Source organism: Serratia sp. BIGb0163 (genome assembly GCF_024809935.1).
In the GTDB taxonomy this organism is placed as follows: Bacteria; Pseudomonadota; Gammaproteobacteria; order Enterobacterales; family Enterobacteriaceae; genus Serratia; species Serratia quinivorans.
Genome location: NZ_JANUDZ010000003.1, coordinates 415,183 through 427,562, shown reverse-complemented (window position 1 = coordinate 427,562; position 12,380 = coordinate 415,183). Strand labels below are relative to the sequence as shown.

Annotated in this window: 11 protein-coding genes; all 11 read right to left on the bottom strand. The window is 54.1% G+C overall.

The window, feature by feature from the left end:
• A partial coding sequence (locus M2406_RS15090) for a hypothetical protein (protein ID WP_259190512.1) occupies positions 1–249 on the bottom strand: 249 nt, incomplete at its 3' end.
• A 432-nt stretch (positions 250–681) separates the two neighbouring features.
• Entirely contained in the window at positions 682–1,287 is a 606-nt protein-coding gene (locus M2406_RS15085; RefSeq protein WP_259190511.1) for a tyrosine-type DNA invertase, read from the bottom strand.
• A gap of 1,080 nt (positions 1,288–2,367) precedes the next feature.
• Positions 2,368–2,877, bottom strand: coding sequence for a hypothetical protein (locus M2406_RS15075; RefSeq protein WP_259190510.1), 510 nt, complete (start codon positions 2,875–2,877; stop codon positions 2,368–2,370).
• Positions 2,878–4,764: 1,887 nt separating this feature from the next.
• On the bottom strand, positions 4,765–5,946 hold the full coding sequence (locus M2406_RS15070) for an FKBP-type peptidyl-prolyl cis-trans isomerase N-terminal domain-containing protein (RefSeq protein ID WP_259190509.1): 1,182 nt from the start codon (positions 5,944–5,946) through the stop codon (positions 4,765–4,767).
• A 98-nt stretch (positions 5,947–6,044) separates the two neighbouring features.
• Complete coding sequence (locus M2406_RS15065) at positions 6,045–6,500, bottom strand: hypothetical protein (protein ID WP_259190508.1); 456 nt, start codon at positions 6,498–6,500, stop codon at positions 6,045–6,047.
• Between the two features lie 258 nt (positions 6,501–6,758).
• Complete coding sequence (locus M2406_RS15060) at positions 6,759–7,244, bottom strand: hypothetical protein (protein WP_259190506.1); 486 nt, start codon at positions 7,242–7,244, stop codon at positions 6,759–6,761.
• An 80-nt stretch (positions 7,245–7,324) separates the two neighbouring features.
• Positions 7,325–7,840: a hypothetical protein gene (locus M2406_RS15055; RefSeq protein ID WP_259190505.1), complete on the bottom strand. Its 516-nt coding sequence runs from the start codon at positions 7,838–7,840 to the stop codon at positions 7,325–7,327.
• Between the two features lie 10 nt (positions 7,841–7,850).
• Positions 7,851–8,396, bottom strand: coding sequence for a hypothetical protein (locus tag M2406_RS15050; RefSeq protein WP_259190504.1), 546 nt, complete (start codon positions 8,394–8,396; stop codon positions 7,851–7,853).
• Positions 8,397–8,748: 352 nt separating this feature from the next.
• Positions 8,749–9,315, bottom strand: a complete 567-nt coding sequence (locus M2406_RS15045) for a hypothetical protein (RefSeq protein WP_259190503.1) — start codon at positions 9,313–9,315, stop codon at positions 8,749–8,751.
• 43 nt (positions 9,316–9,358) lie between these two features.
• A complete protein-coding gene (afaD, locus tag M2406_RS15040) occupies positions 9,359–9,778 on the bottom strand; it encodes an AfaD family invasin (RefSeq protein ID WP_259190502.1) in 420 nt (139 codons plus the stop codon).
• Between the two features lie 62 nt (positions 9,779–9,840).
• The gene (locus tag M2406_RS15035; protein ID WP_259190501.1) at positions 9,841–12,363 is read right to left on the bottom strand and encodes a fimbria/pilus outer membrane usher protein; all 2,523 of its coding nucleotides are present in this window, start codon (positions 12,361–12,363) and stop codon (positions 9,841–9,843) included.
• Positions 12,364–12,380 lie beyond the last annotated feature (17 nt).

Here is a 12,380-nt window from a genome sequence, read left to right as displayed (position 1 = left end):
TCCGAACCATGTTTTCGCATTCAGTACGAGGTCGCTTTTGTTGAACGACCCCATATCCTGGAGTGACACCCCACCTGGCGCACCACCGCTGCCGATAGGGGTGACGCTACAGCTCGTTTTGGAGACATCTGCGCTGAGGTAGATGGTGGTACCCTGGCCGCTCGCCGGCGTCGCCGCCATGGCGCCCTGCGAGAGCAGGCCGGTCAGCAGCGAGGCCAGCAGGGTGATTTTTACATTTTGCTTTTTCATGTGTAGCACCTGAATGATTTGCGATTGTCGTCATCGAAGAATGAGTCCGGGCGCATCGCGCCCGCCCCTGAAGTCGGCCCTTATACGCGGTGAAATCATCGTACCGTGCAAGCCAATAAGGTTACATTTAGGACCATTTTGACTCGTTATTGCTTTGACTGGACAATTGCGCTACACAAATGAATATTGACAGTGATAACTGCCGTCATTTTCTTTGAATGTGGCAGCTATCACTTTCGATATCGAAGTAAAAATGGAAGATTGACAAAAACTGACAGAGCAGGTGCGAGCCTGTTACAGGTTGATTTTTTAACTTACTGATAAACAAGAAAAGGGAGGGGGGTAAAGTGTGATGTATGTTGATGTTTTACAAATGGAAATAATTTGATGAGAAAATTCTTGTTTTTTTTATTGCGCAAAATTAAGACTATTCTAATATAGATAACAGTTTGGTCCTAAATGTAATTTTTTTTGTCTACTTTTTGACCGCCACACCCCTTCAAATCTTCCGGCATTACTGGCCGTGTAACGCACGGTATGCCTGATGTTGCGGTGCCCCAGATAGTCCTGGATCAGCCGCGTATCTACGCCACGGTCCGCCAGAGCAAATCCACACGCATGTCGCAACATGTGCGGATGCGAACATATTGAGATCCCCGCCGTTTCGCCCAACTGTTGGATCAAGCGATATATGCGCTGCCGGCTTAGCGGCCCGCCACGCTGTGACAGAAACAGCCAGTCACTGTCTGCCCCTTTCATCGTCTTTCTGACCTTCAACCACGCCCGCAGTGCTTTCATCTCTCGGGCGAGCAAGGGATGAGTGGTGCTGAACCCCTGTTTCAGGCGGTGGATATAAAGACATCCTTCCTTCATGTCCAAGTCGGAGAGCGTTAAATAACGCGCCTCGCTTACCCGAAAACCATGCACAAAACTCATGTAAATCAGACAATAGTCCCGCTCTGGCATACTGCCCTGCCCGGCGGCTATCAGTAACTGCTCGACCTCGCCTTGCGTCAGATACTTACGTTGTTTGGTCAATTTTTTCGTTCTCCAGAAGTATTATTAAGGCTGCAGCGCAGCCGCGGCATTATTCACGTTAACCTTATCAGGCTCAAGCACAGATAAAGCCAACGCCTCCGCGCCATCCTGACACGGCCTTCCCCTGGTTTGGCAATCAGCCAACTCTCAAAAGATAATACGCGCTCACACGATTGTTGCACGGATCACGGGTAACGCTCGCGCTTATCCCGTCTTTCGAGGATGTACCGGCTATTGCCAGACAACTTTTTGAAATGAGGTTAACGGCTCGCAATCCATGCAAATTGAGGTTCAGGCTAACAGGGTGCAATTCGCACAGGGTACGGACTCTCTGGAGATCGGAAAATGAATCATCCTGGATTTCTCCCGATAAGTTCACGCAGTAGTACAGCAAGCAGCGCTGCCGAGGGATTTTCCAGGGTTATTTTTCCGCAACAGGGCCGGGTGTGAAGGTGTCGTGATGGTAGCCCGAAGACGGCGTGATATGTGCCCCTCGCTTTGCCACAGACGCAGCCACTTCACTTAAAGAGGGGATTGTGCGCAACGCCGTTTTCGCGTGAGATCTTTGCAACATTGACGTTAGGCTGAGGGGCTAGTTCAACGATGTAAAATTTGAGGTCATTGAGATACGGCGTGTAGGATCCAGCTCGCCAGTAAACAGTATTTACCATGAATACAGCTCCTTCTGATGAGACGGAGCTCTAAGCTAACGATCCCGGAACCAGAATCACAGGCGGCTGTGGCTTAACGCTTACTAATCAGGAGAAAGTGTACCCATTGTTTTAAAAGTGAAAAGCACGAGATTCCGACGTAAGGCTCACGGATTCCGAAGCAAAGAGAAACATCTGCGTCAGGAGATTGTCGCCGCATTTTTTCAGCAGGGGTGTGATAGCTTATAATAATCAATAAACCGATTGATTCGGAGCAGAAAGAACGGGACATCTGCATCTTCTGCCACCTTATAACGGGTCTTTGCGCCAGGTAGCGCACACCACGAAGGGCAATCGGTGACCAAGCAGCGTGCTTCTCATGCTGTATCGCCTTTTACCTTCTATACCTCCGTACAGCTCGCGGCCATAATCAATCCGACCATCGCCCGACTAACACTTGCAGGAGCCAGCTGTCGGGGTTCGTGCCAGTGTAGGTAAGCTGTAGATCGAAATCACCCGTTTTACTGCCGATCATCGCCTTTACCGTTCCAGCAGATAACATGACTGAGGGGTTATTTTTTTGTCCCCCCCCCAGCCGATTACCGATAACAGCCTGAAGGATGTTATTGCTGTTCCCCGTCAGAGTTGCCGCCGTATCCCACGGTCCCGACGCACTGTTACTGATGGCCGCATAGGTTTCTCCATCAATGGTACAGTCCACATGAAAGACCCCGATTTCGTTCGAGCCTCCGGCCTGAGCAGGGAATGGCGCTGTTATTGTGAATCCGCCGCTCGGTGCTGTTACGGTACACATCCCCTCGTTCGTAACATTCACAGGAATGTCTTTGTAAGTGGAGGCCCCGTGACCGGCCAGGCAGTACTGCACGCTGCACGCGTACAGAATCATCCAGGCAACAACTCTCTTTGTTAGTAAATCCATAGGGTTTCGATTTTCACTGTATAGCTACCGGGAGCAATGGGGTCATGCGCTTCCAGAAGAGCTTTATAGGTAGTGGGGCCCGTTTCGGCGTAGGTAAATCCATCTTCTGTCGTACTGGCACCGGGGGCAGAGAGCGTGACCGACCACGATGCAGGGACGGCACAACTTTGCGCGGGGCAAACAGACGAGACCCTGACACCCTGCCTCGTCCCGCCATCCATCGTGGTCAGCGAGAAGACGATGGTCCCTGCCGCAGTGTCAGGATGCATACCGTTATTACCGGATACTTCGATGGTTGGCGTTGCGGTCATCCCACCTACGACGAGGTTTGCGTCCACTTCGCCTCCCCCTCCGTATCCAGCTATCGCGTAGGTCGGGTCGGCGAGTAGTCCCGCCACAACATAGACGGTCGCCCCCCATCTACGCCCGCCCCCCCCTCGCACGCGACCCGTGCGGGTGATTAATAAATCGATTGTTTTCTTCATTGTCGTATTTTGCTCTCAAGCTCGCTTTTATGGCCGGTTCTACAGTCATCGATATGGACCAGTCGCGGCTTGTGCCAGTTCTCCTGGGTCCCGACCCGATGGGTTTTCACTGTGCCAATTAGGTAGGGTTCGTTGTTATTCCCAGTACCCATAGACCTTCAGCGAGTAGGGATAGACACCAGTGAGGAGGGGGGTTTTTAACCAGTCGTACAGCATGACATCGAACGTCCCGGTGCTCCCGTCGCGTTTTTGTAGCCATTTCACGGCAGGCCCTAACCCCCACGATGCCTCCACGGGTACATAGTCTGCATTGTCGTTACCTAAATGGAGACTGGCGCCGCTACCACTAGGGTTGATGGCCTTACCCCATATCGGTGCGCCTACTGCGCCGTCCCCAGTGCCACCGGTCCTTATTCCTACGTCCCCGTCCCCGCCCACAAGACCTGCAAACACGGCGGAGGCGCCGGGGCACGTGACGGTCAGGGCTGCCACTTTATTCCACTGTGCGGGGTGTTGCGCATCACTTATCGTGAATTCCACGTTGGACCCAATGCAGGACGCGGCTGCTCCGACAGTGACGTTTGCGTTTACGGTCGTGCCCCCTCCGTACGCGCCTTGCGCGGTCGTCGGCAAGCAACTCATACACATTAGGATCGCGGCCGCGGCGGTGCGTTGACGGGGGGGCAGCCGTCGCTGTAAGTAACCTACGGGGTTGCATAGACAGACTTCAGTTACGAAGCGAGCGCTCGGGTCTCGGGTGGCACGGTCGCGGGGGGTCGGGGTGAAGCAGAGAAGGTGAAGGATTTTTCCGCCCCACGAGAGGGAATTATGTAACATGATCGCACCTTGGTTAATTTCAGGTTGTAGTATCAGGCAGAGTACAGCCCGCCTTTCTCAATAAGACTTCGGCCCACACTGACCATCGTTTACGGTAGTCCTGCACTCTGGTCCGGGCGGCATCAGTCCCCTCTCCCCGGCGCAAAGCCTGCTCATAAAGCCGCTGACATCGCTCATGATAGTGATCTCTCGCACGTGTTGATATTCCGGTGGCCCCGTGGTCATTAAAGTCCACACCCAGCCAGTCAAAGCCACGGCTGACCCGACTAATAAAGGTTTTATCCGGATGACACAGGACGGCATGCATCTCAAAATACGAATTAAGCCGACGTACACACTGACGCAGCCGCCAGCGCGGGGGGGCCAAAACCAGAAAGTCGTCCATGTATCGCGCATAACAGATATCCGTTCACTGTCCTGTTGCCAATGAAAACGCAGGTGCCAGATATCAGCATTCACCGGCGCGTTACGCCGGGTATGCCATAACCTGGCTCTGGCTTGCTCCCAGTGCTCATCCGTAAGGCCTGGCGTCAGGTTAGCTTCCCCACCCAGCGCCAGATGAGCGTCAGTGACCATTCACATCACGAATGCGCAGGCTGTACACCATCGTGGCGCCCGGCGGCACCTTCGGCGGATAGCCCTGGTCGCCGTACGCCAGCGATGGGGGGACCACCAGAGTGACAGAGCCGTGGTTGTTCATCTTCAGGAGGGCGCGGCGAAAGACTGGCGGAAACGCATTCACCGGCTGGGAGACCCATTTCCCGCTGCTTTCCATGTCCTTGATGACCGTCCCATCCGTCAGCCTCTCTTTCACCACCACCGACACCGTGTCCGACTCAACAATGTCTCCATCGCCGACATAATCGATACGGTACAAAAATCCGGACGGGTCTTTCACAACGCCAGCCTTGGCGGCAAACGCCGTCATGTATTGACGGCCGGACTGCTCATGCGCCTTTCTCTCTTTTTCGCCTTGCCGAGCCAAAGCATTTGCAGACTCTTTCAACGCGCCATCAATGGCATCCTGCGTCAGGGCTAGCTTTCCCGCAAACATGTCCTTGATGCCAGCCAGTGCCATTTCGGGTTTGACATTCACCCCAGCCCCCGCACGCTCCTTCAGTAACGAAAGGACATCCGAGCCCAGCGACGTGCCCACAGCATAATCACGAATATCATCATGGGTTGCAGGGATGACAGGTTTCTTCTGGTCAGACAGCGCCTTCTGCGAAGATTCCAGCATTGCTGTCTGCGTCTGAACCGTGGCCATCAGCAGATTGTTATCCTTATGTTGTGCCTCAAGCTGGTCACGCAGCGACGCGATTGTTTCCTGACTCATATTCAGATCGGCCTGCGCCTTATTCAGTGCGGCAGTCAGCTCAGGACCTTTGTTGGTTTGTACTTTCTGCGCACTCATGGCAGCAGATAACTGCACCTGAAGCGCTTTCATCTGTTTCTGGTTTACTTCAAGCGCTTGTTTTTGCGTGTTCAACTCTGTCTCAGACACCATGGTTTTGAGATGCGCATTCAGGGACGCAATGGTGGCCGTCAACTGTTGGGTGTGTAACTGCTGCGCTTTCAGCCTGGCCATGAGTTGACTGCCGTCGGCACCGCTGGCCGCCAATGGGCGCACGACCGGTGCAGGGGCCAATTTCACGTCGCCTTTCACTGATACCCTGCTGTCGGGGGTCATCGGCACCACGCCCAGCAGTGCCGGCACATCCCCTTCGCCAGCCAGAATATCGGACAAGGACTGCAATGCCTGCTCTCCGGAGGCGGCTTTCTCTGTGCCTGCCTGAACGGATAGCACTGTGCACATGGCAGTTAACAATACGTATCGAGGCCATTTCACCGGATACTCTCCCCGCGACTAATCAACCCTTCCAGTACATCCCGTTCAATCTGTGCGCAAATCTGGTTGGTCTTGTACCGGTATAGAGAGTCGAGCGTGTCCCGCGTCTTCCCGTTGACATTCTCCCTGACACTGCCATAGACCGACACACCGGACACCAGGGCATCAAAATCGGCCTTGCGGGCTGTCCAGGCTTTTTCGTTCACCCGTTTGAGGGAATCCAGGTCACGCTGACAGGCGAGGATGGCATCACTGCTTTCCGGGGTCGGTGACGCTCCGGTAACAGCACGTTTGTTTTCCACCTGAACCGTCGGAACGTAAGGACCCGACGCTGCAGCCGGTTTTGTCACCCCTTCAGCCCGTGCTGAATGGCCTTGCATCTGACAGCCACTGACCAGGCAGGTGACCACGCCTGTAATAACCAGCAGGGAACCGTGTAAATACCTTTTCATACGCATACCTTTGCACATCAGTTGTCTTGTTCCAGCACGCCGGAATTAGATAAATAAACGAAAATCAATCACACCACGAATAAATACGGGGCGGTTCTTTATTCTGTGGTATTGCTTTACCGTTCTGCTGATAAAAAACACTACAGCCCGAACTTATTCTGTTTGTCATATTTATTTCATTCGACACCGTGTGTATTTTCATTTCCTGAGCATTCTTCTCAGACTATCAATATCCCCAGGCCTGGGCGGCTAGCCCGGTCAGGTATAAATCAGCACATCAATGATTGCCTGATAATGCCCCTCAGCGGCAGACTGACTACTGTCGGCCCACAGACTCACCGTATGTATCTCCTGCTTCTCGCCGGAAAGTGGGCACAGCATGAGAGAGTTATCACACGTTAGTGGGGTTCCCCCGCTGCCCTCGAACAGCGTCACATTCAGTCGCTGCACATCGGCCCCGTCGTCCTCGGTTACCATCGTTCCCTGACCCGGTCCGGCACCTTGATAATCTGTTGATAGTCTTACCGCGACATCTTTTCCTTCAACCGACTCGCCCTCGACACCCACCTCAATCCTTAACTCACCCAATTTCAGGCGCGTCGTTAACGTTGCGGTAGTAAATTTTTCCTTTTCAGCAATCCAATCAACCTTGAGCGTGGTTATTCGGGTCGTCGTCAGCGTGAGGGAGTTCTCTGAGACCTCATAAATTGCTGCTGTGGCGTACTCACTGCACAGACATGTCATCAGAATAACGCTGCTCAGACAGCACTTGCACCGTTGTGATAATTTTATCACCCTCCCCCCCACTTTCTTTGGTTTAAGCGTTAGTTAGAGTACACTGCGGCCTTTATCCCCGCAGTGTACAGACCCGCCGTCACATTCGTACCAACATCCGCTTCCGGGTAAAACTGCACGGTCACGTCTGACTTCGCGGCTGCCCCATCAACCAGATACCAGTTGGGGCCAGCATCCGCCTCTGCGGGGAGCAGTGGATTCCCCTGTGTATCTTTTAGCTTCACCGCGATGGTGCTCTTATTGGATTGATTCACAAAATTGGTCACGTCCCCTTTTCCCTTCTCAGTGAATGGTTGATCCCATTGAAAACGAATGCCCGCCCCATCACCACCTGCCTTGCTTGCCGTCACGGCACCCAGCATCGTAGAGGCCAGGAGTGGGGTATCCTTGTTGAAAGAAGAGTGGGTTTCCCGGGAGAAATGCACCGTATCCGGTGCCGTGAATGTTACGTCCACTGGCTGACTGTTGCCATCCTGCCATGATTCGGCGGCCATAGCTGAGCCCGTCACCATCAGTAAGCTCGCTGCAATCATTAGTTTTTTCATGTCATTATCCTTAGTTGGTAAACGCTGCGGCCTGGAGTACACCACTGTACGTGCCAGGAAGTGGGGTCTGATTCGGACCATCTACAAGCACATACAGCGTCATGTCCGCTATTTCAACGCTAGCTATCGTGCCGACATAAGTGTCAGTTTTACTGGCTTTCGCAACGGCCGGGGTACCATCTAGTTTCGTCGCAAGTTTAACCTGCAGCTTTTGATTCTTATTCGACGTGCTCACCAGAGAATATTTTCCTGGATTGCTAGGATCAATAGCCCCTCCTTCGGATGTGGTTATCCACTTCACACCAAGGTCACTTGCAGAACCTCCTGCATCCAGAGACGCGACTGCCGTTGCAAGCTTTGCGTTGTCAGCCAGTGCTGCACCAGACAGCAACCCTGACTCAGGCGTCACCGAAACATTTGCTTTCGAGGGTTCCGTGAGCGTAAAGTCAAGGGTATCGCTATTCGACCTTCCCAGACTGCCAGCATGGGCAGACGTAAGCACCATCGACAACAGCACGGGCAAGGTCCCGAGCGTCAGTTTTAATTTATTATTCACACATAGACTCCTGATTAATATATTCCCACGTTTGCTTATTGGTTTTTCAAGCAAGCACACACTGAATGTAAAACGTCACGTACTGTTTATTATTTTAAAATCCCCACCTCCTGTTATTTCATATATATTTCTTTCAGGCGCACAACTCTCAGATACGATTATCCATCACCCTGATGGCGATATAACCCCGCACCAAATTTAAAATCACTTAGAGAAAAGAGTAATAATTAATACTTTTTCAACAGCACATGCATAAAACGAATAACGGACAGCGTTCCGCCAATATGTGATAATTAAGCCTTAACGACACTGTAGAAAATCAATATATTGATTATTCTCGGGTGCAGTTTCCTTATCCCACCCAGGCAGCACTGACCAGAGAATAGATAAAGGTGCCTGCTTGAGTGACGCCAGTACTGGTAGTGCTTGGTGTCAGACTGAACGTGGCGGCGCCTGATGTCGCCGGAGCGGTGACCATTTTGGTTATGTTACCAACCGCCGAATGGTTGTTGCTCGAGTTGACAGTCTCAGTCGTCGTCCCCGAAGGTCCCAATACCGTAATGGTTAATACCCCCTTCCCTGTTCCTAGCGTCCCCGTCGCAGAATCAGCATAGGGTCCGCCAGCGCTCGTCGCAATCGCAAGCCCCACTTTCGCTTCTGACCCGCAGGTAACCTTGACTGTACCGGCACTGGTATCTAAGCTTTGACCGCCAGCATCGATATGCACATTTGTCGGCAAGAGCGTAGCTGTACATTTCGTAGCATTTACCGCCGTTATCGTGAGCGGGCTGACCGTGGCATCATAAATTGCCCCCGCGGCCAAAGCGGGTACAGACGACAGGATGCCGACACCTGCAATCAGGTACGTGAGCAACGTACCGGTTTTCCTTTGATTCTTCGTTACCACTCTCGCGTTCATTGCCTTCTCCTTTGAATGTTATTATTTCTGCACAGAATGAGATTTAGGGTAGCAACACCACGCCGTGTATCTGCACCGGATACTCGTCGGGTATCGCAGTCTGCTCACCGTCGCTGTAGAGGGTGAACTTCACCACATCATCCCCGCTCATCAACAGAATGCCTTTGCCGTTTTCCTGATCCCGCTGCCAGTCCTGGCCACCGAGCCTGATACGAATTTTGTTGTGGCTGCCATTCTTGCCTTCCAGTGCGTAGCGGTGTGGCTGGTCGGTGGTTTTCACCGCATCACTCCAGACCTGAAATCCCGTGTGCGGGTTGTGATACACCACATACCCCTCCCCCAGGACCGTATCCTTGCTGATAACCCCGTTTTTCTGAGGGCGCATCTTCAGTACCATCTGCGGGCCGTCAGCCGCCAGAGCCGCCGTCGCCCCCGCGAACCACAGACACATCAGCATCATCATCCCGGTGCAACGTGCTGTTTTTCCCCGCCTGAGACGCCCCCCCGGACACCTTGTTCCGCCTGTCATTCACACACTCCTTTCATGACATAGAGTCCCGCCGGCCCCTTCTCCGCAGGCAAGGTATAGCTCACCTGACACTGCTTCCCGCCCCACTTCACAAGCAGTGTGCCCTTATCGGGCAACCCGGTTAAATAGACCTGCCCATTATCCCCCATGATGCCGGCGGTCAATTTATTGACCGAAACCACGGCACCAAGCGGGATGACACTGCCGTCTTTTCTGCTCAACGTCATCAGCCCGCGCGCCCCAACCCGGGTCCGGAACTGGGCGGGAATAACCGCCCCCTCAGTCGGAATGACCCTGACACTGGTCTGCTCAATGTCCGCGTCCCCTGTCAGTGATGTCGGGTCCAGGCTCAGGGTGTTCTCCTGATAGGCTGAAAGCCCGGACATCAGGGTGTAGCCCCGAAAATCCGTCTTCACCCCCGGCCAGTTGCTGACCGTCACACCGGAAGCCCCTGGCGCTTCAATCACACCGACCGTGTCGCTGAGGGGTTGCCCAAAGGTTATCCCGTGCGCATAGGCCACCATTCCCCCGGAAATACTTCCACTCACCTGTCGCGTATCCGGGCTGTAACGATAGCCCCCCCCCAGCACCCCGTACTGCCCCTGCCAGTTCAGATTGACCGCACTGCTATCACTGCTGCGGTTCTCTTCACCCGCCTGATACGACTGCGACAGGTTCCAGTTAAGCTGGCGATCGAACCCCTGACCACTGAGCTGCAAATCCTGTGTGCCCGTACTGTTCGACGGGGCGGTATACTGATAACTGGCATAGGTATTCCCCCCCAGCCATTGGTCCAACGGGAAGCTCAAGGACAAGGTGGTCAGGTTGTCCATTCCGCTGTCCCCGTTACCGCTGATGTGTTTGTTTCTGGACCAGTTCAGCGACGCCGTCACCTGCTTAAAGCCCAGGGAATAGCCCAATGAAAACGTTTCTTCATGACCGGGCCGGTTCCAGTAATCTTCCCGGCGCCCACTCATGCTCAGCGAGCCCGCCGCCCCGACGGACTGATTCACCGTCAAAGAAGTGGTGGATTTACGGCGGTCATCACCGTAATACCCTGACTGCGGATCCGAAAAAGCATCATTGCCGTAGCTGTCGAGCACGTCTGACAAGCTGTAGTATCCGGACGAGGCGTACTGATAACTGGCCAGCGTGAAGGTCGTGTTGGTGCTGTCAAACTCTTTCGAGTAACGCACGCGCCACGTCCCGCCTTGTTCCCTCTGCTCCCTGCGTCGGGTCCCCCGTGACTCAATCGCGTCCAGCGACAGACTTCCCCAATCCCCCAGAGACATCCCCATCCCCAGGGCCACAGCACTAAAATGTTCGGCTTCCTGCACACCGCCATAAGCCGTCAGGTTCCACGGCAGGCCGTACATTACAGTAAACTGCCCCACCGGCACGTTGTCCGTGCCAGGCTGCGCCGAACGGTACTGCCCCACCATAACGTTGTAATCCAGGTACCCTTCCCGCAGGGCGATAGCCGGCGTCTGGTAGGGGACAGTAAAGACCTGCTGTTGCCCGTCAGATTCCCTGACCGTCACCTCCAAGTCTCCCCCGCTGCCCGGGACACTTAAATCCGTCAGTGCAAAAGGACCGGGAGCCACGGAAGCGCTGTAGACCGTGAAGCCATTTTGTTTCACCTCTACCCGGGCTTGCGTACGGGCTATGCCACGCACCACCGGCGCAAACTCGCGCTGGTAATACGGCACCATGCTGCTGTCCGTGCCCAGCATCACCCCACGAAAGGGCACGCTGTCAAAAATGTCCGACGGGGTAAAACGTTCCCCCACCGTTATCCTGCTTTTATTCTCGTACAACCCACGTTCAGCGTAGGTCATCAGGGTCTGCCATTTGCCGGGCCCGTCACTCTGACGCTGCCAGTTGGTCTGGTTGCGCAGGCGCCAGGCGCCCAGATTGGCCCCCGGATTAAGCTGTACATAACTGCTTTGTTCATCCCCCCCAGCGAAACTGGTCTTGCTGGTGTTGGCATTGTAATTCAACAATAACGCCGGTACCCCGTCATCCCAGAGTTCTCTGGGAGCTATCCCTCGGAGCTCGGGACGAAGTGCCGCCTGCGGAATACTCAGCAACAGCTGCTGTTCATTGAAGTTATAATCTGCCGTTGCCTGCGGAATAACGTCAAGACGGACGCATTGCCCGGTTTTGGCCGCAGCCTGCGCAACATTCTCGCCTGCGGCACCCTCGCCCTTGACCAGGTCTGGGTACTCATCTGTTTTCACCCTGTACCGCGACAACTGCTCGACCGAAAGGCAGGGCTGCAGATGCGCGTGCCCCTGCGCATCAGTCACCGTGCTGAACGTGACCTCCCGACTGTCCACACGCTCACCGTTGAGCAAAATATCGACCTGATAGGTCCCAGGCAGTTGCCCACCGGCGTTAAAGACCGAGACATCCACCGCCCCGCCCAGGACACCTTCATCGAAAGTCCATTCCTTTGCAGACGTTCGGCCTGACAAACATACCAGCCCCATTGCCAGTGCAAGACGGGTGTATTTCATTGCCTACCCCTTGACCT

Coding starts and splice junctions, on each gene's coding strand:
- M2406_RS15045 (WP_259190503.1), bottom strand. CDS start 9,315: ATGAACGCGAGAGTGGTAACGAAGAATCAAAGGAAAACCGGTACGTTG.
- afaD (WP_259190502.1), bottom strand. CDS start 9,778: ATGATGATGCTGATGTGTCTGTGGTTCGCGGGGGCGACGGCGGCTCTG.
- M2406_RS15065 (WP_259190508.1), bottom strand. CDS start 6,500: ATGAAAAGGTATTTACACGGTTCCCTGCTGGTTATTACAGGCGTGGTC.
- M2406_RS15060 (WP_259190506.1), bottom strand. CDS start 7,244: ATGACATGTCTGTGCAGTGAGTACGCCACAGCAGCAATTTATGAGGTC.
- M2406_RS15035 (WP_259190501.1), bottom strand. CDS start 12,363: ATGAAATACACCCGTCTTGCACTGGCAATGGGGCTGGTATGTTTGTCA.
- M2406_RS15055 (WP_259190505.1), bottom strand. CDS start 7,840: ATGAAAAAACTAATGATTGCAGCGAGCTTACTGATGGTGACGGGCTCA.
- M2406_RS15075 (WP_259190510.1), bottom strand. CDS start 2,877: ATGGATTTACTAACAAAGAGAGTTGTTGCCTGGATGATTCTGTACGCG.